Origin of the sequence: Chitinophaga agrisoli (genome assembly GCF_008386695.1) — a bacterium.
Taxonomy (GTDB): Bacteria; Bacteroidota; Bacteroidia; order Chitinophagales; family Chitinophagaceae; genus Chitinophaga; species Chitinophaga agrisoli.
On record NZ_VUOC01000001.1, the window covers coordinates 1,707,685 to 1,730,268 of the forward strand.

The window sequence follows — 22,584 nt, forward strand, 5'->3', positions numbered from 1 at the left end:
CTTTATCTTACAGCAGCTACAGCTGTACGCTAAGATCTCTTGGGCTTTATGTTAAATTGTTGGGATAGATCAACCTATGGCCAGCTCAATTTAACCGTGTAACAATTTAACATTAAAGAAATTAACTGGTTTGGCATTGTCTGAATACAGCAGTATATCGTCTTTTCACGAAGCATTATACGCCGGCAGCACTACCTGTTCGGAGGTGGTACGCCATTTCCTCGAACGTATCGCCCAAACAAAACACCTGAACGCTTTTCTGGAAGTATATGAAGAAGAAGCCCTGCAGCAAGCCCAGGCGCTCGATGCCCGTATTCGTAACGGGGAGCCCGTAGGCCCGCTGGCAGGTGTGGTGATAGGCAATAAGGATGTGATCTGTTATAAAGGGCACAAAGTAGGCGCCGCTTCCAGGATCCTGGAAGGGTTTACTTCATTATATTCCGCTACGGCAATCGAAAGACTGCTGGCAGCGGATGCTATTATTATAGGCAGTCTCAACTGCGACGAGTTCGCCATGGGCTCTACCAATGAGAACTCTGCGCACGGCCCGGTACTCAATGCGCTGGATAACAGCCGGGTGCCCGGCGGCTCTTCCGGCGGTTCCGCAGTAGCCGTACAAGCCGGTCTCTGCCATGTAAGCCTGGGTAGCGATACCGGTGGCTCGGTACGTCAGCCTGCGGATTTCTGCGGCATCGTGGGGATGAAGCCTACATATGGCCGCATTTCCCGCTATGGATTGATCGCTTATGCCTCTTCTTTTGATCAGATAGGCATTTTTGGCAGGAATATTGCTGATGTAGCGGCTGTTTTACAAGTGGTCGCTGGCCCCGATGGATATGATAGCACCGCAGCATTGCACGAAGTACCTGACTACCAATCAGCGCTTTCGCACAATAAAACCTTCAAACTGGCGTATTTAAAGGATGCATTGCATCACGAGGGACTGGATGCAGAAATGCGGGCAGCCTATACAGGCTTTTTTGAAGAGCTGGAAACAGCAGGAAATACAGTAACAGCAACGGATTTCGCCTACCTGGACTATATCGTGCCCGCTTACTACGTACTTACAACGGCAGAAGCCTCCTCCAACCTCTCCCGGTTCGATGGAGTAAAATACGGTCATAGAACAGCCCAAAAAGACCTGGACCTGGTCGATTTTTACAAAAAAAGCCGGTCCGAAGGTTTTGGCAAAGAGGTAAAACGTCGTATATTGCTGGGAACCTTTGTGTTAAGTGCAGGTTATTATGATGCCTATTACACTAAGGCACAACAGGTTAGAAGATTGGTGGTTGATAAACTATCAGAAATACTATCCACCTACGATGCTATTTTAATGCCAACTGTCCCCAGTACAGCATTTAAAATCGGGGAAAAAACTGAAGATCCTATCGCCATGTACCTGGCAGACATTTACACGGTACTGGCTAACCTCGCAGGAGTACCGGCAATTTCCGTACCTTTGCGGCGGCATTCGAACGGAATGCCCTTTGGTGTGCAGATCATCACAAAGCAATTTGACGAAGCGAGCTTGTTGAACATTGCAGATCACGTTATGCAAATGATTTCAGTGAAACAGGTCACTATTGTTTAAAATAAAAATGTGTATGAGGAAAATCTTTTTACTACTGCTGTTGCCAGTGATGGGTGTAGCAAGTGCGTTTGCGGCAGATGGCGATGTGGTACCTAAAGAGATGGATGCTCCCCAGACGGCGGCGGCTCCAGACACGGCTATCCTTATGACTAAGGTGCGGTTGCCGAAGGATACCACCACAGTGCTCCCAAGGGCTACTGCAACAGAATCTGTGAAAAAGGCGGCGGAAAGCCTCCCTTCCAGCATTCGTAGCCCAAAAGTATATGAGCAGATCAACAACAACCTGGTAGCAGGCTATATTAATACCTATGCTACCCGTTACAGCCAGCACCTCGCCATCATGCTCGAAAAAGGAGAGCCCTATTTCGTAATGATCGAGAAAATATTCCGGGACCATGGTATTCCGGAAGAAATGAAATACCTGGCCGTAATAGAATCCAGCTTTAACACCAACGCCCGTTCCAGGGTAGGGGCTGTAGGCGCATGGCAGTTCATGTCAGGCACCGCCCGTATCTTCGGCCTGAGCGTAGGTAAAAAAGTGGACGAAAGGAAGGATTTCTACAAATCTACCCTCGCCGCTGCCAAATACCTGAATGAGCTGTATGACCAGTTTAACGACTGGCTGCTGGTAGTAGCCGCTTATAACTGCGGCGCCGGTGGCGTACAGCGCGCCATGAAGGCCAGCGGACGTGAAGACTTCTGGGGCATGCAATATTTCCTGCCTTCTGAGTCCCGCAACCATGTATACAAATTCATTGCTACCGGTTATATCCTGGATAGGTTCAACAACTTCTTCGGTTTAGGAGAAGATGATAACAAAGGTACAATGGCCGTAGCCGAAAAGGCCATGTCTTTCTCTACCATGCCCGCTGCCACAGCTGAGCTTACAGAGGATGACATGTACAACACAGTAGAGTTCAACATCAGCGGTAAATACCGTATGGAAGCTATCGCTAAGAAGCTGAACATGGATGTCAATGAGCTGAACCGCCTGAACCCTGACTTCTCCAAAACCATCGCAGGCCCGGACAATAGCTACGACCTGCGCGTGCCAAAAGAAAAGATGAAGGTGTTCATGAACGAGAAAGACGAGATCCTGAAAGAGTCCGTTCAAATGACCCTGGATGACCGTGCAGTAGCTACCGACAGGTCTAAATTCCCGCCCCCGGCTAAGATCCCTGCCCGGACCGCGGCGAGCACTAAGACCACTACCGGCAAAACTGCCAGCACAAGATCCACCACCGCTTCTAAGAAGTATTCCACCACACGGAAACGTTCCACCACAAAGAAGCACCACACCACAGTAAGGTCTAAATCTGCAACAGCAAAGAAGACCACCACTGCAAAAAAGAAATGAAGCATTTTAGAAAGATAATAGCAGAGGGCGTATCATTGATACGCCCTTTTTTTATATTTATACCCGTCTTAGCCGCCTTCACCTAACGGCTAAAAGCTAATAGCTAACCGCTAAACGTTAACCATGCAACAATCCTCTATGCTCGTAGAGCAGCTAAATGAAGCCCTGAGAAACAAGCTGCAGGCCTCCGGTTGTGTGACCGGCCGCCTGGAGTGCCGCATTACCCCCGTCTTCCTGCTAAATCTGCAGGGCCAGCGCAACAATGGCCAATCCCTTTTCTTCTGGGAACTGGAACGTAATATCAATATGCTGCTGGATCGCTACCAGACAACAGAAGCCGCGCATGCCGCAGCCATTGTAATCGATATAGACCTGGCCCGTAACAGTTTTGTCTATAATATCATCTCCCAGGAGCAGGCAGCTGCTCAGCGGGAACGGGAGGCCAATGCCCAGAAAGATGAAGAGACCCGCCGCTTGCTGCAGTTAAAGCAAAACCTGCTGTCCCGTAATACGCCATTTGGCCGGCAACTGGCAGAGCAGGTATCATATGCGTTGGAGCGCGGGGCCCTCTGCTATAGCCATCGTGACTACTGCGGTATGGGCCTGGAAAAAAATGCCCAGGGTAATTATGTTTACGCGGCGGTATGGGATGGCTGGCTCCAGCCGTTGCAGACCTTTACCTCCCGGGAAGCCTTTATACAATGGCTGGCCGTACAGTCAGATGCCAGCCTTTCGCGTGTTAACGAGCCGGATACCTGGGTATGGGATAACCAGGTCATCAACCGGCAACGGCTGGAGGACTTTGTGAACTGGAACCAGGGTTTCGACCCCATCCATCACCGTTAATACCTCCTTCAATCTGCAAACCCCTTCTTTTAACCCCATAATCCCCCCGTTCAATGGAACGCTTCCTTACTGCCTGCTTTTAAAGGTGACTTTTATTGCATAAACAGTAAAAGCCTGCATGAAAACAATACTAACCTTTATCCTCACGCTGATAGCCGGCAGCCTTGTTGCCCAGGACAGCCTGCGCCAACGCTCTCTTTCCGCCATTACTATCACCGCTGCCAAACCCCTGGTCGAAAGAAAACAGGACCGCGTAGTGGTGAACATTGATAAGATGATCACGGCTGCCGGCAGCAACGTGCTGGAAATACTGGGCCGGCTGCCGGGTGTGGCGGTAGACCAATCCGGTAACATCCGCCTCAACAATAAAAACAATGTGCTGGTGCTCATAGATAACCGGCCTACCTATCTCTCCGCCGGCGACCTGGCCACGCTGTTACAAAATATGTCCGGCAGCGAGATAGAAAGCGTGGAGATCATGACCAACCCACCCGCCCGTTACGATGCCGCCGGCAATGGCATTCTCAACATCAAAACTAAAAAGGGATTAAAAAGAGGCATGAACGGCAGCCTTACCGCCGGCTACAGCCAGGGTACAGTACCGCGGGAGAACATCGCCCTCAACCTCAACTACCGCAATGCACAGTGGAACCTTTTTGGCGGCCTTTCTTTTAATGATTGGCGGAATGCCAGTGAGCAGATCAGCAATCGTTCGTTTGCCGGGGTGGATGGTACCCCCAACCAGGTAAATGGTCATGATCACATCCGCCAAAACTTTCGCGATGGCGGTATCAAGCTGGGGGCAGACCGCTCCCTGGGCAAAAAAAGCACCCTCGGGGTACTGGTAAATACCAACCTGCTGAACGGCCATGCCAACAGCGTCACGGGTACGGAGGTGTTGGCTGGTCAGTCCCTCACCAACCAGCTGCAATCAGCTACGCGTTTCTCCATGGACCGTCAGATAGCGTCCGCCAACCTCAATTACAGGCAACTGTTTAATAAGCCGGGGCAGGAGCTCACGGCAGATGCGGATTACGTATACTATCACTCTGCCAGCCGGCAGGATATCCACACCCGCTTCTTTGACGCCGCCGGTAATGAAAACAGCAGCGCCCTGCAACTGCAATCCACAGCGCCCGTGCACATTGATATATGGTCTGGTAAACTGGATTATGTGCAGCCGCTCAAAGAAGATATGCGGCTGGAAGCAGGTATTAAAAGCAGTTATGTATCCAATAACAATGAGCTGGTGTACCAGCGCCTGGACAATGGCAAATGGGCGCCGGATGCGCGTAGCAATGAATTTGCGTACCGGGAGAATATCAATGCTGCTTACCTTAATTACGCCGCTACCCTGGGCAAATTCAGCCTGCAGGCCGGCGTACGCGCAGAAAATACCCATGGTAAAGGAGAGCAGCGTACCGGCAACGTGAACTTCACCCGCGATACGCTGAACTTTTTCCCCACTGTTTTCCTGCAATACCAGCTATCAGATAAACACGTCTTTGGCGCTAACTATGGAAAGCGTATTGAACGGCCGCAGTATGAGCAGCTCAACCCCTTTATTATTTTACTCGATACCTTAACGGCAGAACAGGGCAATCCCGCGCTGCGCCCGCAGTACGTAAATAACATCGGCCTTAATTATACCTATGATAAAGCCTTGCAGCTAACATTGGAGTATAGCGCTACAAACGATGTGATCTCCAAAATAGCGCGCCAGTTGCCGGAACAGAAAATAACTATATTTATGCAGGAGAACATTAGCCGGGTACGTTACCTTACGGCATCGGTAGCCTATAACCGGGCAATTACCAGCTGGTGGCAGGCAGGTTATCACGTGGCCATGATCTATACCCACTACCAGGGTGCTGTAGATAATACGCCGGTATCATTGTACAATACCGCGTTTAACGCCAATATCAATAACAGCTTCCAATGGCGGCAGGGTTGGTCTGCAGAGATAGGCGCCATTTATAACGGCCGCTACCTGAACAATTTCCTGGGCATTGCACAGCCGGTATTTTCGTTAAATGCAGGCATTGCGAAAAGCCTCTGGGATAATAAGGCAAAGCTGCAGCTCAACCTCAGCGATCTTACCCGTCCCGCAGAACGGATGACAACTGACTATGGCAACCTGGTAATGTATAACTGGTACCGGGGCGACAAACGAAGGATAGGCATCTCCTTCACCTGGAAATTTGGCAAGTCCTCCGTAGAAAAAGAACGGGCCCGCACCACCGGCACCCAGGCAGAACAAAGCCGTTTAAAGAACTAAGTGATATACCATGATAAAGCAGGTAATAAGACATAGCTGGATCCTCGTCTTACTCATTGTGTTCACAGTAGTGGATATATGGAACACCTACATGACCAACTTTGGCCAGACAAATCCTTTCAGTTGGCAGGAGTATGTATTCAGTTTTATATTAGCCGTGGCCGCCTGGCTGGCCGCTACTATAAGCTTCAGGTATTGCAACAGGCAACTGGCGCGCTGGGGCAACACCCTGGTAAGTATCATGGCCTTTTTCAGCGGCGCCTTGCTGTTCTATGTTTTTTACATGCTCTATCATGGTATATTGATACACTTTCTTATACATGGAAAGCTGGCGGCCCCCTGGCGGTTTTGGAACAACGGCCTGTTTATGCTCATGTCTATTTACCTGCCCATAGCCGTGTTCTGTCTGCTATTAATGCATCAGCGCAGGCTCAGCGCCCTGCAGCAGGCATTGCTGGAGAAAGAGAAGGTCAACCAGCAGAAAGAACTACAGTTCATCAACCGCCAGCTGGATCATCACTTCCTTTTTAATAACTTCCATTTCCTGGCAAACCTGGCAGAGAAAAATGACGGGCGCACCGTTGCCTTCACACAAAAAATGGCCATGCTGTACCGCTATGTGACCCGCTATGCAAAAGAAGAAGTGGTAAGCCTGCAGGAAGAGATCCAGTTTGCGCGGGACTACCTGGATATCATGGAATACCGTTTCCCGGGCCAGTTCCGTATGGAATGGGCCCAGCATACCAATATGCCCTTAACCGCATTATATATTATGCCCGGCGCCTTGCAGCTCCTGGTAGAGAATGTGATCAAACATAACGAGGTGCCGGAAGGCGCTTCCTTATTAATACAATTACACATCAGTGATGATCAGCTCACTGTCACAAACGCGGTACACCCTAAACTATACCGGCATGAGAGCCTGGGCGTAGGCCTGCGGCAACTATCGGAGTTTTATAACCTGCGTTGGAATAAACAGCTGCTTATCCGTCGGGAGCAGCAACAGTTTACTGTTACCCTTCCCTTAATACAATCAGCCGCATGAACATAGTAGTGATAGAAGATGAATTAACCGCCCGTGCACAGTTGGTAGAGCACATCCTGCAGTTTGATGATAGCCACAATATTGTACAGCAGCTGGGCAGTATAAGGGAAGTGGCCGCTTATTTCCGCCAGCAGCCGGCGGTAGATCTGATCTTTAGTGATATAGAGTTGAGTGATGGCAACATCATCGCCGCCTGGAAAGAGCTGGATATCCACCAGCCGGTCATCTTTGTAACAGCCTATGATCAATATTGGATGGATGCATTGCAGCGTACCGGTATTGATTATATATTAAAACCATATGCCTACCAGGATATTGCCCGGGCCCTGCAAAAATACCTGAGCCTGCGTACCCCGGTGAAAACAGCACCCCTGGCAGATTCCCTCACTGCGCTTTGGGAAACCCTGCAGCAAAAAGACAGGAAGAAATATAAACAACGGTTCACCTATAAACTAAAGGATAAGATCTTCCTGGTAGAAACAGCCAATATCAGCTACTTCTCCATTACCAACGGTATCATCTACGCCTATGATAATACCGGCAAAAAACATCCCTTGCAGGAACAAACCTTGCAGGAGTTAGAGCCGGACTTAGACCCGGACCTGTTCTTTCGCATCAACCGTAGTGATATCATCAATGTACAGGTAATAGATCATATGCGGAGCATTGAAGGAGAGCGTACAGAAATATTCTTAAAGCATTATACAGAAGCGGTATATACCAGCGCCAACCGCAATACGGCGTTCAGGCGCTGGTTAGAGAGCAGGTAGTATAAACTACATACCTGCCCATTGTAATATATCCTTATACCCCGTTGGGTCTACGCACAGATACCCGGAGAACGGGTAATCCATAATGATGATCAGGTACAGCACGATCCCTATAAAAGAGCCAAGCATTGCGCTCAGGATCACATGCAGCTTACCATTTTCGATATCCAACATCATGGCAAAGAACATGGTAATAAATCCGCCTATCAGCAGCGGTATCCATAGCTCACGCGGTATGCCGGCGCTGGCGGCCAGCTGCCGCAGGCTGCGATGGGTGGCCAGTTCATTCAGGTGGCGGAACATTTCCGCAGAGCGTTCGTTGAGGGCTGGCGTCTGCGGGTCCATCTGCTCAATTACCTGGAATACATTATTGAATGCCTCCGTGCTGGATTTTGGAACAGGTTCCAGCCGCGCCATGGCAGGGTATTCCTCCGTAATTACATCCTTCACATAACGCAGGTACACCTGTTTAACGTGTTTGGAGGTCGCCGTATCCGGGTAATACTGAATGTCGCGATACAGCCCTTTGGCCACGCTGAATTCCATATTGGCATGGCTGGCCGCATCATTATAACCATCCCACACTAAGAACACTACAAAGGCCAGCAACAGGCTGTATAAACCGCCGGCACAGGCAAATATATTCCCCGTCACCTCGTTGTGCGACCCTAATACTTTTAGCCGGGAATACTTGCGGAATAACCAGGTAGAGGTACCGCCCATAAGAGCAAACAGGATGATCATAAGTACCATCAGCAACAGCGGTGGCACGCTAAGTAAGGCATAGGAAAGTGACATAGCTCTAAAAATGATTAGTTAAAAACAGTTAATTGAGGGATTTGAATAAGCGCACCAAAATACAAAAAAACACAGGATGCCGAAATCCCGCTTTAGGGTTATTTTAACATTTTAAAAAGGTTACCCCGGCGGCCATTTCGGTATAAAATGGAAATCTCTTCCTATGCGTGCTTACCTGTTTTATCTCATTGTTCCCGCCCTTTCCCTGGTTGCCTGTAGTAATCAGAGCGGCCTTACCACGGAGGAGGCAAACTACGCCGCCACCGCAGACTCTACCGGATTTTCCAAAGACATGACCGCGCTCAATTCCCCGTCCCGGAAACGCGTGCGCACAGCGGATGTCCGGTGCCGCGTGAAAAATGTCTATCAGGCCGCCACCGCACTGGAACGCGCAGTAAATGCCATGAATGGTATAATAGTCACAAGTACGTTAGAGAACAGTTTTGGCCGCCAGCAGGATGTACCCTATGCCGGCGATTCATTAAAACGTGTACAGCTGTATACGCCCACCGCGGCGCTTACATTGCGCGTACCCGCAGCCGGCCTGGATTCCGTTGTTCGCACCCTCACCGCCATGGCGTCTTTCATCGATTATCGCACCTTAAAAGAGGAGGATAAGACCCTGACTTATCTCTCCAATGCGCTCCGGAATGAACGGGAGCCAGAGGCTGTTTTCACCGGCAAGCAGCTCGATACATCCCTGGCAGAGGCCCGGTACAACGATGCCCACGCAGAAGCGGCCATCGATCGGAAGATCGCTAACCTCGCCATCCTGGATGATGTGAACTACGCCACCTTTACCGTACAACTGCTCCAGCCGGAGATGGCAGATGTACAGATAGTGGTAAACCCGGACCGCGTGATCCGTGCCGGATTTGGCACAGAGCTGGCTACCGCCCTGCGCAACGGTATGGACATCTGCCGGAATGTAGTATTATTCTTCCTGCAGCTGTGGCCCTTCCTCTTATTGTTAGCCGCCGCCTGGTGGGGTTACCGTAAGATGAAGTTTACAAGAACGGCCTAACCGGATGTTGCTGAACGATGGATCTGCAGCTGTATGGCGCCCGCCGCACAGCTGCAGATCCCATATATACATATTAGGACAGTGTGGGACACTTTTCCAATGAAGTATAGGATATTTGTAAATACTTCACAATATTGATGGAATGAAAAAGAACCACGTTACAGCGATCCTAATAGGCGCTGCTCTACTCACGTCGCATAATATTACCTATGCACAGGTAAAAGTGCAGCAACTACTTTGCGAGAACCTGAAAGACCCAATGGGCCTGGATGTACTGCAGCCCCGCTTTAGCTGGCAATTAAGCTCCCCGCAGCGCAATGTACAGCAAACAGCCTACGAGCTAAAGGTCACCAGCAACGCAAAGGAGATCTGGAGCAGCGGCAAAGTGCCCAACGACTCCTCCGTACATGTTGCCTATAAAGGCCAGCCCCTGCAGTCAGACACCCGCTACAGCTGGCAGGTACGCGTATGGGACAACAAAGGCAAAGCCTCCTCATGGAGCGCGCCTGCATTTTGGCAAACAGGGCTGCTGAATAAAGCCGATTGGAAAGCGCAATGGATCGTATCCGGCTTACCGGCAGACAGCGCCAACGGCATCAGCCCCTTCTTACGCAAAACATTTACCACAACTAAAAAAGTACAGTCCGCTACCGCTTACATTACCGCACACGGTTTATACGAAGCGCAGATCAACGGCAAGCGGGTAGGGGATGCTTACCTCACGCCGGGTTGGAGCAGTTATGCCCAGCACCTGCCTTATCAGGCCTATGATGTGACAGCATTGCTGAGCGGCGGCAAAAACGCTATAGGGGTCATCCTTGGTAGCGGTTGGTACCGCGGCCCCCTTACCTGGGCCAAACAAAAGAATTACTACGGCAAAGATGCCGCCCTTTTATTCCAGCTCAACATCCATTACACAGATGGCAGTACAGAAACCGTCGTTTCTGACAATTCATGGAAAGCCGCCGCTGGCGGTATCGTAGCATCAGAGATCTACGATGGCGAGATCTATGATGCGCGGTTGCAGCAAGAAGGCTGGGCTGCCGCCGCCTTTGATGATGGCCAATGGCAGTCCGTAACTGTGCTGCAGGCGCCCATGGATAATTTATCCGCCGCTTACAATGAGCCTATCCGCAAACATGAGACCTTTAAACCCATTAAGGTGATCACCACCCCTAAGGGCGAAAAAGTGCTCGACTTTGGCCAGAACCTGGTAGGCTGGGTAGAGCTAAAAGTAAAAGGCAAAGCCGGCGATACCATCAACATCGCCCATACAGAAGTAATGGATAAATGGGGCGAGCCCTATTTTGAAAACCTCCGCGCCGCCAAAGCGCAGGATGTGTTTATCCTCAAAGGCAACGGTACAGAAACATTTGAACCGCATTTCACCTTTCATGGTTTCCGCTACATCAGGGTAAGGGGTATCAATAGCGCCCTCAACCCGGACGATTTCACCGCCATTGCCCTGTATTCTGATATGCCGCTTACCGGGCAGTTCTCCTGTTCAGACCCGCTGGTCAATCAGCTGCAGCACAATATCCGCTGGGGCCAGCAGGGTAACTTCCTCGATGTGCCTACGGATTGTCCCCAACGGGATGAGCGTTTAGGCTGGACCGGCGACGCGGCCATGTTCTCCCGCACCGCCACCTTTAACCGCCAGGTAAATAACTTCTTTGCCAAATGGCTAAAGGACCTGGCCATCGACCAGGCGCCGGATGGGGCCGTGCCCTTTATTATCCCAGTTTTGAAAATAGAGCCCTTTACCAATATCGTAGGCGCCACCGGCTGGTCAGATGCGGCCACTATTGTGCCATGGAATACTTACCTCGCATATGGCGATACCCGCCTGATAGCGCAGCAGTACGCCAGCATGAAAGCATGGCTGGGCTACATAGAAAAGTCTTCAAAGGATGATCTGTGGAATACCGGCTTCCAGTTTGGCGACTGGCTCTCTTACCGCGCTGAGGAAAATGATGCTTTTAACGCCGTATCCGCCGTAACAGACCGTTACCTCGTAGCGCAGTGTTTCTGGGCCAACTCCGCGCAGATCATGATCAATGCCGCTGCATTACTGGGCAAAACAGAAGATGTGGCTTATTATACAGATCAGCTTAAACGCATCAAAGCCGCCTTTGTAAAGGAATATGTAACGCCAAACGGCCGTCTCATCTCCAGCACCCAAACTGCCTATGTGCTTACGCTGTATTTTGATATGCTGCCGGAAGCGCTGCGCCCCCGGATAGTGGAAGAGCTGGTAGGCAATATTGAACGTTACCATGACCACCTCACCACAGGCTTCCTGGGCACGCCTTTTCTTTGCCATGTTTTAAGCCGTTTTGGACATACAGAGACTGCTTATAAGCTGCTGCTCCAAAAAACATATCCCTCCTGGTTATACCCCGTTAAAATGGGCGCAACCACTATCTGGGAACGTTGGGATTCCATGAAACCGGATAGCACCTTCCAGGACCCCGGTATGACCTCCTTTAACCACTACGCCTATGGCGCCATCGGTGATTGGATGTACCGCACCATGGTAGGCCTGGATACGGAAGACGATGGCCCCGGCTACAAACACATAAAAATAATGCCGCACCCCGGCGGTGGTATCACCTTTGCAAACGCCAGCCTGCAAACCTATTACGGCCCCGCCGCCGCCGGTTGGAAACTGGCAGCCGGCAAGCTCTCATTAGATGTAGAGGTGCCTGCCAATACAAAAGCCACCATCTACATACCGGCAGCCAGCGCGGATGTTATACAGGAAGGCGGGCAGCCGCTATCCGCTCAGAAAGATATAACCGTAACCGGCAAAGAAAAGGAATATGTAATAGTGAACGTAGGTTCCGGGACCTACCACTTTAGCGCCACCATGTAAAGAATAATAGTTATAAAACAGGACAGCCGGCCATCGCAGCCGGCTGTCCTGTTTTATACAAAAGATACCGGCAACTGGCGCCGGCATCCTGATCTTAATAAACTATCGCTTATATCAGTTAATGCTTGTGATCGTCATGGTGCTCGTCATGATGATCGTCGTGTTTACCATCATGGTGATCATTCCTATGATCGTCATGATGATCATCCTTGTGGTCATCGTGATGGTCATTCCTATGATCGTCATGGTGGTCATCATGTTTGCCGTCATGTTTCTTATCCGGCCCCTTAGGATGCTTATCCCCGTTCCTGTTATCATGAGGGCCGTCCTTATGATCATTCTTCCTGTTATCATGATGATCGTCATGTCTGTCATTCCGGTGATCATCCCTATGATCGTCATGGTGATCGTCATGATGCTCACGCCGCTCTTTTTCAATACGTGCTTTTTCCTCCGGTGTCAGTTCCTGTGGTTTTTTGTTGTGGCCAAGACGATCCTGGAAAGTTTTTGGTTGCTCAGTTTGTGCATGTACAATTTGCCCTGTTACCATCAGCGCCATAAAAGCGACGGTAAAAACGGTTTGTTTCATAGATAGTGGTTTTTATGAATATGTGGAATAATAGACGGAGGGCGGCACGGATAGTTTAATACAGGCATAATTAATTGTTGGCCTGGAACCCGGATTAATGTTTAATCAATTGATATACAGCCCGGAAGCCATTTAATAATAAATCAGTAGATTTGAACCACTATGTCAATTACATCAAACGCAGAACTACAGGGCATGACAAAAGTGAGCGAGGCAGTAGGCCTGGTGCTGAAACAGATGCGGGAATACGCCGCGCCCGGCATGACCACCCGCGAGCTGGATGAATACGGCGGACAATTATTACAGGCTGCCGGCGTTAGGGCCGCACCCAAATTGGCTTATGGGTTCCCCGGCTGGACCTGTATCGGCGTAAACAACGTGGTGGCGCACGGTATTCCTTCAGATAGCGTACGCCTGCAGGAAGGCGACCTGGTGAACATCGACGTATCCGGAGAGCTGGATGGTTTCTGGGGCGATAATGGCGGCTCTTTTGTCCTGGGCAACGATCTTAATCATCATGCACCGCTGGTAAATGCCTCCCGTAATATATTGCTGCTGGCCATCAGCCAGATAAGGGACGGCGTAAAACTGGCAGACATTGGCCGCCTCATAGAATTCGAAGCCCGCAGAGCCGGTTTCCGGGTCATTAAGAACCTGGTAGGCCACGGCGTAGGCCGCAGCCTGCACGAAGCGCCCAAAGAGATCCCCTGCTTTTACGATCGCGGCAACAAAGGCCGCTTTACAAAGAACAGCACCGTAGCCATAGAAACATTTATCTCCACCCGCGCCTCATATGCATATGGTAACGGCGATGGCTGGACCCTGGTCACCAATGATGGCAGCTTTGTTGCGCAACATGAGCATACCATTATGGTAACAGCAGGTGAACCGGTGATCCTTACAAGTACTAACGGTATCTGATATAAATAGCATCATAAAAAAGAGGGTGTATCNNGATACACCCTCTTTTTTATGATAACATACCTTACTACGGTCTAATGGCCTGCGCAAGCATATAACCGCTCTTCTCCAGCAATACCAATTGGGGCAGGCTGCCCACCGTACCCCAGGTGAATGTTTCCCAGCCGCCAACAGCCGCACGGTTGCAATTCATAGGTATGGCCGCATTTTCAGAGCATACATAATTGCCGCTTACGGCGCGCAGGGCTACCGTATTTGGTCCCAGCTGTTGCCATGTAAAACGGGTACTGTTGTTAATGGCCGTGCCATTACAATACATAGGGCTGCCGGAATTAACATACAGACCATTATTTCCCTTCAGCGCAATCATACCGCTGCCACCATCTACTACCTCAAACTGTTCCCAGGGGCCTGCAGCGTCCCGGTTACAATTCATAGCATTGGCGCCGTTTTCAGAGCATACATATTTGCTGCCGTTCTGCAGGTACACAATACTGCCAATAGGCGCAGTGTTGACGGGCGTAGTGTCTGCTACCGCGTCTTCAATGATCACATCATCAAAATAGGCGGTAAAGCTGCCGCTCGTGGCCGGCTGGTCATAGGCCACCGTGATACCGGTAATGGTATCGCCCACCAGTTCTCCCTTACCCAGCGCACAGGTAAATTGCTCCCAGGCCCCTACTGTGCCTCTCCCGGCGGATGGTTGCATGCTATTGCCTTTATTATCCTTATAAGCCGTAAGGTTCCGCAGCAGTTTACCGGATGTAAAGGCCAGGTCTATAGAGGTGTACCTGCCGGCATTATTCACCGTATACTTCCAGAAACGCAGCTGCATATTATTCTTTATACCAATCTTCGTTTCGGCAATACGGTAATAGTAAGAAGAAGCGCCGTTGGCCGTACCGTCTATCTTTACCGCATACTGGCCGCTTTTCGCAAAAGCGGGGGCATTTACAATAGCTACGGAACCATTGCTCACCGCCTGTTGGGATACCAGCGCGTTTTTATAAAAACAAGGGTCTATGGGCGACAGTATATCCTGCGGCGTACCGTTAATGATACAATTGGCTATCCGGCTCTCAAAACTGTTCCGGTAATACAGCGGTCCGTTGGAGTAGGGGATAGGAATGCCGCCGGCCGGGCCGCTGCCCGTAAGCATACGGGCTGCGGCGCCGGCTAAGCGCAGGTAGTAGTCTGGCGAGGTCCAGATCCCATCCATAGACAAAGTGCCAAAATACTGGTCAGTAGGGATATCAAAATAATCCGCCGCCGCATTAATAATGTTCGTGGATTCCTCAAACTCATCCAGCATCGCAAAATACATAGAGGGCACGCCCACGCTTTTGATATTGGACGCCTGCTTCCACAGGAACTGCCCGCCATTGCGGCGCGTATCATTCGGGATCCCGGAAACATGCTGCGACCAGCCGCTGCCTGGGAATATCACCGGGTACAGGTCCATGCCGTTCTGATCACAATACTGTTTGTCCGGGGTCATATAATTATTGCGGTAGTTATTGGCCCCGGTAGTGTCATTATATGCGCCCACCGTCCAGGGAGATACCATGTTATAGGCTTTGTACACATCCGCAAAATCAGTACGGGAACCTTCGTTGCGCAGGCGCCAGTCGCGTGGCACGCCGGCAATCACATAACAGCCCCTGTCCTTAAAGAACTGCGCCAGCTCAAGCGCCTGTTGCTTTTCTACCAGTATGGTGGAGTAACCCAGTCCCCACAGTTCCACCACCGGCTTGCCGTTCACCGTAGCATAAGCCGGGGAGGAGGTTACCGCGTAGATCTGCTCCATCTGGTACACCCAGTCCCGCTTAATACCCGCTACCAGGTCCGCCAGGGACTGTGCGCCATTGTTAATATCAGGCATGCAATACATCACATAGAACAGGCGGCCGTTGGCCTCACAGGCATTTTTAATATGCACATAATAATCATCTGTAGAAGTATATTTTATATCCTTGCCTACCGGCGCATTGCGCTGGATGGCTACGCCGTCAAAACCAGCCCGCTGCAAAAGGGACATTTGCACATCTATCACCCCCTTATCCGTAGAATTGTACAGGCGCGCAGGCGTGCCATTCCCCAGGTTGGCAAAATTGGTAGGATACAACGTCACGTTGCTGTTGCCCTGGTAGTCTGCCAGGTTAGGGAACATCTCCGTATTATGGTTGCCCCTGCCGGCAGCCGGCAGCATACCGTAAGACCAGTGCCGCCAATCCTCCGGTTTATTGCCCGCTTCATGCCATAGCTGGTAACCCGCAAGGGAGCGGCCTTTGAACTCAGAATTGGGGTTATTGGGCTTTGCAGGTAAAGGCTGCGTATCAGGGTTTAACGTACCGGTATATACGCTGATGTCCTTGATATAATTATCCTCGCTGCCAAACCCCAGGCGTATATCGCCGCCATAACCCATAGAGCCGTCTAGTCCCGCGTCTGATAAAAAGATCAGCCGTGTGATCCATTTGCCCGTATTGGTCTTTTTAAAGTCCGCGCCGCCCCAGCCCATACCGGTACGCGTATAGTTGCACCAGATATAATTCATACTATTATCGTAGTAGGTAACAGATAATATAAGGTTTTTCGCCGTGCTGGGTACCGCACTCCGGTTGCAGTTGATATACATAAATTTACCCGCGGGGATCTTCCTGCACGGAACCCCATCCATAACAGCAACTTCCGTATAACCTTCCCCGCCTTGGTTATTTTCAATAGCTAAAGACATACTGCCGGACTGTAACGGGTTCGTATACTTGATCCACGCAGCTACCGGCGGTAACACAATATCCCCGGCTTTTACAATAAGGGCACTGCATAAACAAAAGAGGAACAAAAAGGTGTTTTTCATAGATAGGTTTTAGATGATATGCGCAGATAAAACGGCTGCTTGATAACTATTATTATCTATCGCTGTCCATTCAACCCGTATTGGATTAACAAAAAATAAATGTATTCCTAAACAGCTATTTTTTTAATTATCCTTCAAAAACACATTTTATTATTATTAAATTTCGGAGATCCTATAAAAACTATTGGTGTATGGCCGGGTATTAATAATGTATAAATCAGTATGTATGGAAAAGGGGTATCCCCCGCACGACGAGCGCGGACTCCTGGAGAAAATTGCCCAGGGCGATAAAGAGGCATTTAAGATCATACATGACCATTACTGGACCGCTATCTATGAAACGGCCATCAGTTTTCTAAAGTCACGTGAATGGGCAATGGATGTAGTACAGGATGTGTTTGTAAAACTATGGATCAAACGCGCCGGCCTTCCCGCCATAGAGAATTTTAAAGCATGGCTTTTTATTACCGCCCGCAATGAGCTGATATCCGCCCTGCGCAAAAAGCTGCAGGTGAACGCAGTCAACCAGAACTATAGTGACCGTTACGATGTACAAACGCCTTTGCCAGATGATGATCTGATCGGGAAACAACTCGAGCTCCTGCTCAACCAGGGAATTGCCCAACTGCCCGCCCGGCAAAAATTGATGTATGTACTTACCCGCAACCAGGGCTTAAGCCACGATGAGATTGCCGGTAAGCTGGGCATTACCCAAAAAACAGTCAGTAATACCACCACGCTCGCACTCCAGAACCTGCGTAAATACCTGCAGGAGCACGGTGATGCATCCCTTTAAAAAAATCTTGGAAAAAATTGATCTGGCAATAGGGTGTTTGGAAAAGCGCATGCGTCTTTAATAACGGAAGACCCTTTGTATATGCAACCAGATCTGATCGCCCTCCTCGAAAAATACCTGTCCGGCTCCCTCACGGAAACGGAACAACAGCTATTAGCCGCATTACTGGAGGAGGAAGGTAATCAACGTATCCTGGCAGCGCTCATAGACCAGCAGCTGGAACTTACCGGCCATGAGCCGCCGGAGTATGCGCCCTTGAAGGCCGCCAGCTTCCGGCGCCTGGAGGCCGCTATGGATCGGTCGGAGGAGGTTGCTCCCGCCCGCGCTGTTTCCCGCTGGCGCCGGTTAAGGCCATTCGCAGTAGCCGCCTCCATATTACTGGTGCTCGCTGCCGGTTTGTACCTGCTGGCCCCACGCAGGGTAACGTCAATGCCTGCACCGTCAGAAATCAGTTATGCGCAGGCTGTGCCCTATACCCGGCACATTATATTGCCAGATAGCAGCACTATCATATTACGGGCTAACAGCACCCTGCAGCTGGGGCGTAACTTTAATACAAAAACAAGGGAAGTAGTATTAATAGGCGAAGCCTATTTCGATATCCGTCACAGTACCGGTAAGCCATTTATTGTACATACAGGCGCGCTGAAAACAACGGTGCTGGGAACAGCCTTTAACATCATAGCCTATGCCGGCGCCCGCCAGGTAACCGTTGCCGTTACCAAAGGGAAAGTGAAGATCGAAGACCATCAGAAAACCGTAGCCACGCTCATGCCAGACTGTGAAATGGTCTACACCTTAAACGACTCCACCGCCGCACAACAACCTGTAGACGCCTATAGCCTCGTTACCAGCTGGACAAAAAAAGAAGTGCTGTTTGAAGCGATCTCTTTTGGCAGTATCGCAGACATATTAAGCCGGCGCTACGGCGTTACCATCCGCTTCAGGAATAACGCATTAAAGGAATGCCATGTAAGAACGGCCTTTAAAGGAACAGAGTCCCTGCCGGAAGTACTGGACCTCCTGTGTACTGCCATGAACGCATCTTATACCATAAACGATAGCGAAGGAGTAATGATCAGCGGAGATGGGTGTAACTAACGCTTGACTCTAGAGTAAACAACTATAGAAAATATGCATCAACCAACATCTGCCAACGCGCCTTAGCGCGCGGTAAAAAATAACCCCCACGGCCTGGGAACCAACAGGGGTTATGGCTTAAACAATCTCTTACCATTATTTAAACTCATGCAATTTATGAAAAAATTGACTGCTGCTGCGAGGCGGCATATAAGGAGCTATAGTTTTTATATGAAATTAAGTACCGTTTGCCTGATCTTCGTACTAAGCAATGCACAGCTGCTGCTGGCACATACAGGCAAGGCGCAGGGCATAGAAACGGATAGGATCACGCTGGAGCTGCGCAGTGAAAGCCTGAAAACAGTACTGCGCAAGATCGAGAAATTAAGCGGCTATCCTATTACCTACCCCGTGGAGCAGGTAGAAAGATATAATACCATCAGCCTCGACAAAGGAAACCGTACTGTCAGTAAAACATTGGAAATAGTGCTAAATGGCACCGGGCTTCACTTTAAGCAACAACATGCTGCCATCGTCATCTTTCCGGAACGTAAAACGCCGCCTGCCAAAAGCCTCGTTACCACGCTGCCCCTGGATACCGCCATCCTGGTAAAAGGCAGGATAACGGACGATGCCGGTACGCCTTTGCCTGGCGTGGCGGTAGCCGTAAAAGGTACCACCAAAGGCGCCACTTCCGGTGAGGATGGCAGTTTTACCCTCTCCGTAAGCTCGCCGGATGATAGGCTGGTATGCTCCCTCATAGGTTATGCACCCAAAGAGCTGGCCGCCCGCCAATTCAACGGCGGCAATATCATGCTCATCGCAGAGTCCAAAAAGCTGGATGAAGTAGTGGTGATAGGATACGGTACCAAAAGCGTGCGGGAAACCACCGGCGCTATCAGCAAAGTATCAGGCGATAAGTTGAGCAATGAGCCGCTGTCTGCCTTTACCCAGGCCATGGCCGGTAAAACTGCCGGTGTGCAGGTTAATATGAACGGTGGTACCCTGGGTGATCCTACCGCTATACAGATCCGCGGTATCAACTCTATCACTTCCTCTGCCCAGCCATTGATCGTGATCGATGGCGTGGCGCAGATCGCCAACGATAACCTTAACGGCCTCCGCACGGGTGCGGGTACCCGCTTCGATCCCCTGGCCATGCTTAACCCTAACGATATTGAATCCATCCAGATCTTAAAGGACGCCGGCTCCGCCGTGATCTATGGCTCCCGCGCCTCAAACGGCGTAATACTTGTCACTACCAAAAAAGGCAAGCGGGGTTCCGTAAAAGTGATGATCGACTCTAAAACCGGCTGGTCACAGGCGGCTAAAAAACCAAAGGAGCTGGATGCCATTAATTATATGATGATCCAGAATGAAAAAGCCTCCAATAAATACGGCCTCAATTCTCCCAACGCGGTCATTGCCAAAGAAAGCGATACGGATGGGGATGGCCAGCCGGATAATACAGACTGGATCTCGCTTTTATACGGCACAGGCATCATGTATGATAACTCCATCTCCTTTTCCGGCGGGGCGGATAAGCTCTCTGTATACGGTTCTGCGCGGTACCTCAGCCAGGAAGGTATCGTAAAACCTAACAAGATCACCATGGGCCAGGCCCGGCTTAACCTGGATTTTACACCTAAACCCTGGTTTAAAAGCGGCATCAGCCTGGCGTATACCCGCACAAAGAACGTGGGGGTATTAACAGATGGGTATGTACAGGGCGTAAACATTTCCGGCTGGCAGGCGCCTGCTAACGTATCGCCCTATAATCCCAACGGTCCGCGTGGGTACAATTTAACAACCGGTACCGGCGGCGGCTACCTGGGCCTGGGCAATAATATTACCGCTATTAATGGGGCCAGCATTATGTCCCAATCCGGTGGCTACTTTAATATGATAGCCATGACAGACCTTACCCGGAACCTGAATACCGCCCAGGACCTCCGCGCCAATATCTATGGTGAGATCAGGCCTATCAAAGACCTGTCATTCACCTCCAAACTGGGTATCCAATATCTCGCCAACCTCGAAGACCAGTTTACGCCCAATGTGATCGGCTTTTGGGGGGTACCTTACAATGGCCTGGTTACTTACCTCAACTCCAACTGGAACCAGTGGGTATGGCAGAATTATGCTACTTACGATAAGACCATTGCCAACATGCACAAGGTCTCAGTTGTAGCCGGCGCAGAATACCAGTATAATAAAATGCAATGGTACCAGGCAGGGGCCGTAAACTTTGCAGATCCCTTCTATGATGCCATCGTAAACGGGGCCTTCACTAATATACAGCCCGGTCAAACCAGCATATACGACCAAACCCATGGCGACCTGAATAGTTCTTCCCTGATGTCCTATTTTGGCAGGGCCAGTTATGCCTACAGCAGCAAGTATTTACTGGAGCTCTCTTTCCGTGCGGATGCCTTTTCTGCTTTCGGTATAAACAACCAATGGGGCTACTTCCCCAGCGTATCCGCTGGCTGGGAGGTAACGCAGGAAAAATTCATGGAATCCGTGAAATGGCTGTCTTATCTAAAGCTAAGAGGCAGCTATGGCCAGGTAGGCAACTCCCGTATCAGGAATCCCTACGCATCGCAAACCCTCTACACCGGCTCTGCCTATGGTATGCTCAATGGCTTTAACATCCTGCAGGTGGGCAATGCCGGCCTCAAATGGGAAAGCTCCAAAAAGCTGGACATTGGCTTTGACGCTACCCTGCTGCATAAATTCAATATCGTAGCAGACTACTTCAATAACAACATAGATAACATGATCCTGAGCGCGCCGGTGCTCTCCACCGTAGGCGTACCCAATAACTCCGTATACACCAACATCGGCAACATGCGTAACCGTGGTATAGAGTTAACGCTCAGCACCACGCCCGTAGCGCGTAAGAACTTTACATGGAACACCGCCTTAAACGTATCCCGCATCTGGAACAAAGTATTATCCCTGGTCAGCAGTAATAACAACGCAGATATTATCCAGGGCAATAGTGTAGCCAGCGTAGGCAAACCGCTCGGCACTTTTTACCTGGTACGCTGGGCCGGCGTAAACCCGGAGAACGGTAATCCCCGCTGGTTCGCCAAAGACGGCAGCATTAAGGAATACCATTTTGGCCAGACGGGTAGCGCCCTGTGGACGGATGATAAAGGCAACCCCGTTGCCCCTATGTCTGTTTCCACAGACGCTGTATATTCCAACAAAAGCGGGCTGCCTACCTGGTTTGGCGGATGGGATAATACCTTTACCTATAAGCAGTTCGACCTGGGCATCAATATCATCTTCTCCGGCGGTAACTATGTATACAACGGTACCAAGGCCACTATGCTCAGTAATAATGTGCAGAATAATTTTGACGAGATCCTGAAACGGTGGACCACACCCGGTCAGCAAACAGATGTGCCCAAGGTATACCTGCAGGATAACCAGGGCAACACCGCTTCTGACCGCTTCCTGGAAAAAGCGGATTTCTTACGGGTAAGGACCATCTCCCTGGGATATACTTTCGACAAAAGCCTGTTGGGCCGCATCGGCTTTGATCGTATACGCATCTATGGCCAGGTGTTCAATGCCTTCCTGCTCACGGGTTACACCGGCCTTGACCCGGACGTGAATACCGCCACGCGCGCCAATACCAGCAACACCAGCACGGCCAATAACATACAGATTGGTATAGATGCGCTGAGCACGCCTCAGCCCAGGACTTTCACCGTTGGATTGAATGTATCATTCTAAAATTTAA

Annotated in this window: 15 protein-coding genes; 12 read left to right on the forward strand and 3 right to left on the reverse strand. The window is 50.3% G+C overall.

The window, feature by feature from the left end; translation table 11 throughout:
• The first annotated feature begins 130 nt into the window (after positions 1–130).
• The 6 genes from gatA to F0L74_RS07160 all read left to right on the forward strand — a co-directional run bounded on the left by gatA (position 131) and on the right by F0L74_RS07160 (position 7,887).
• Positions 131–1,591, forward strand: coding sequence for an Asp-tRNA(Asn)/Glu-tRNA(Gln) amidotransferase subunit GatA (gene gatA / locus F0L74_RS07135; protein WP_246197637.1), 1,461 nt, complete (start codon positions 131–133; stop codon positions 1,589–1,591).
• 13 nt (positions 1,592–1,604) lie between these two features.
• A complete protein-coding gene (locus F0L74_RS07140) occupies positions 1,605–2,948 on the forward strand; it encodes a lytic transglycosylase domain-containing protein (protein ID WP_188315886.1) in 1,344 nt (447 codons plus the stop codon).
• Between the two features lie 123 nt (positions 2,949–3,071).
• Positions 3,072–3,794 (forward strand): hypothetical protein, encoded by a 723-nt coding sequence (locus tag F0L74_RS07145; RefSeq protein ID WP_149837109.1) that lies wholly within the window; start codon positions 3,072–3,074, stop codon positions 3,792–3,794.
• Positions 3,795–3,912: 118 nt separating this feature from the next.
• Positions 3,913–6,072, forward strand: a complete 2,160-nt coding sequence (locus tag F0L74_RS07150; protein ID WP_149837110.1) for an outer membrane beta-barrel family protein — start codon at positions 3,913–3,915, stop codon at positions 6,070–6,072.
• A gap of 10 nt (positions 6,073–6,082) precedes the next feature.
• A complete protein-coding gene (locus F0L74_RS07155) occupies positions 6,083–7,117 on the forward strand; it encodes a sensor histidine kinase (RefSeq protein WP_149837111.1) in 1,035 nt (344 codons plus the stop codon).
• Complete coding sequence (locus F0L74_RS07160; RefSeq protein ID WP_149837112.1) at positions 7,114–7,887, forward strand: LytR/AlgR family response regulator transcription factor; 774 nt, start codon at positions 7,114–7,116, stop codon at positions 7,885–7,887. The genes F0L74_RS07155 and F0L74_RS07160 overlap by 4 nt, the downstream gene beginning before the upstream one ends.
• Positions 7,888–7,893: 6 nt before the next feature.
• On the opposite strand, the gene F0L74_RS07165 is transcribed toward F0L74_RS07160, so the two are convergent.
• Complete coding sequence (locus F0L74_RS07165; RefSeq protein WP_149837113.1) at positions 7,894–8,685, reverse strand: bestrophin-like domain; 792 nt, start codon at positions 8,683–8,685, stop codon at positions 7,894–7,896.
• A gap of 163 nt (positions 8,686–8,848) precedes the next feature.
• On the opposite strand from F0L74_RS07165, the gene F0L74_RS07170 reads away from it, so the two are divergent.
• Both F0L74_RS07170 and F0L74_RS07175 read left to right on the forward strand, forming a co-directional pair.
• Positions 8,849–9,709 carry a DUF4349 domain-containing protein gene (locus F0L74_RS07170; protein ID WP_149837114.1) on the forward strand — a complete coding sequence of 287 codons (861 nt, stop codon included), beginning with the start codon at positions 8,849–8,851 and terminating at the stop codon, positions 9,707–9,709.
• A 142-nt stretch (positions 9,710–9,851) separates the two neighbouring features.
• Positions 9,852–12,584, forward strand: coding sequence for an alpha-L-rhamnosidase (locus F0L74_RS07175; RefSeq protein WP_149837115.1), 2,733 nt, complete (start codon positions 9,852–9,854; stop codon positions 12,582–12,584).
• A gap of 118 nt (positions 12,585–12,702) precedes the next feature.
• On the opposite strand, the gene F0L74_RS07180 is transcribed toward F0L74_RS07175, so the two are convergent.
• Positions 12,703–13,173 (reverse strand): hypothetical protein, encoded by a 471-nt coding sequence (locus tag F0L74_RS07180; protein ID WP_149837116.1) that lies wholly within the window; start codon positions 13,171–13,173, stop codon positions 12,703–12,705.
• A 162-nt stretch (positions 13,174–13,335) separates the two neighbouring features.
• Here F0L74_RS07180 and map point away from each other — a divergent pair, with 162 nt between their 5' ends.
• The gene (gene map, locus F0L74_RS07185) at positions 13,336–14,094 is read left to right on the forward strand and encodes a type I methionyl aminopeptidase (protein ID WP_149837117.1); all 759 of its coding nucleotides are present in this window, start codon (positions 13,336–13,338) and stop codon (positions 14,092–14,094) included.
• Between the two features lie 67 nt (positions 14,095–14,161).
• Here the strand turns inward: map and F0L74_RS07190 are convergent, their stop codons facing one another.
• Positions 14,162–16,954, reverse strand: coding sequence for a hypothetical protein (locus F0L74_RS07190; protein ID WP_149837118.1), 2,793 nt, complete (start codon positions 16,952–16,954; stop codon positions 14,162–14,164).
• A gap of 226 nt (positions 16,955–17,180) precedes the next feature.
• Between F0L74_RS07190 and F0L74_RS07195 the strand changes: the two genes are divergently transcribed.
• From F0L74_RS07195 to F0L74_RS07205, 3 genes are all read left to right on the forward strand, one after another.
• Positions 17,181–17,750 (forward strand): RNA polymerase sigma factor, encoded by a 570-nt coding sequence (locus F0L74_RS07195; RefSeq protein ID WP_188315887.1) that lies wholly within the window; start codon positions 17,181–17,183, stop codon positions 17,748–17,750.
• A gap of 81 nt (positions 17,751–17,831) precedes the next feature.
• The gene (locus tag F0L74_RS07200) at positions 17,832–18,851 is read left to right on the forward strand and encodes a FecR family protein (protein WP_149837120.1); all 1,020 of its coding nucleotides are present in this window, start codon (positions 17,832–17,834) and stop codon (positions 18,849–18,851) included.
• Positions 18,852–19,061: 210 nt separating this feature from the next.
• Positions 19,062–22,577, forward strand: coding sequence for a TonB-dependent receptor (locus F0L74_RS07205; protein ID WP_188315888.1), 3,516 nt, complete (start codon positions 19,062–19,064; stop codon positions 22,575–22,577).
• The last annotated feature ends 7 nt before the right edge of the window (positions 22,578–22,584 follow it).

Excerpts from the sequence above, each read along its gene's own strand:
- F0L74_RS07140 (WP_188315886.1), top strand. The coding sequence starts at position 1,605 with ATGAGGAAAATCTTTTTACTACTGCTGTTGCCAGTGATGGGTGTAGCA.
- F0L74_RS07145 (WP_149837109.1), top strand. The coding sequence starts at position 3,072 with ATGCAACAATCCTCTATGCTCGTAGAGCAGCTAAATGAAGCCCTGAGA.
- F0L74_RS07150 (WP_149837110.1), top strand. The coding sequence starts at position 3,913 with ATGAAAACAATACTAACCTTTATCCTCACGCTGATAGCCGGCAGCCTT.
- F0L74_RS07155 (WP_149837111.1), top strand. The coding sequence starts at position 6,083 with ATGATAAAGCAGGTAATAAGACATAGCTGGATCCTCGTCTTACTCATT.
- F0L74_RS07160 (WP_149837112.1), top strand. The coding sequence starts at position 7,114 with ATGAACATAGTAGTGATAGAAGATGAATTAACCGCCCGTGCACAGTTG.
- F0L74_RS07165 (WP_149837113.1), bottom strand. The coding sequence starts at position 8,685 with ATGTCACTTTCCTATGCCTTACTTAGCGTGCCACCGCTGTTGCTGATG.
- F0L74_RS07170 (WP_149837114.1), top strand. The coding sequence starts at position 8,849 with ATGCGTGCTTACCTGTTTTATCTCATTGTTCCCGCCCTTTCCCTGGTT.
- F0L74_RS07175 (WP_149837115.1), top strand. The coding sequence starts at position 9,852 with ATGAAAAAGAACCACGTTACAGCGATCCTAATAGGCGCTGCTCTACTC.
- F0L74_RS07180 (WP_149837116.1), bottom strand. The coding sequence starts at position 13,173 with ATGAAACAAACCGTTTTTACCGTCGCTTTTATGGCGCTGATGGTAACA.
- map (WP_149837117.1), top strand. The coding sequence starts at position 13,336 with ATGTCAATTACATCAAACGCAGAACTACAGGGCATGACAAAAGTGAGC.
- F0L74_RS07190 (WP_149837118.1), bottom strand. The coding sequence starts at position 16,954 with ATGAAAAACACCTTTTTGTTCCTCTTTTGTTTATGCAGTGCCCTTATT.
- F0L74_RS07195 (WP_188315887.1), top strand. The coding sequence starts at position 17,181 with ATGGAAAAGGGGTATCCCCCGCACGACGAGCGCGGACTCCTGGAGAAA.
- F0L74_RS07200 (WP_149837120.1), top strand. The coding sequence starts at position 17,832 with ATGCAACCAGATCTGATCGCCCTCCTCGAAAAATACCTGTCCGGCTCC.
- F0L74_RS07205 (WP_188315888.1), top strand. The coding sequence starts at position 19,062 with ATGAAATTAAGTACCGTTTGCCTGATCTTCGTACTAAGCAATGCACAG.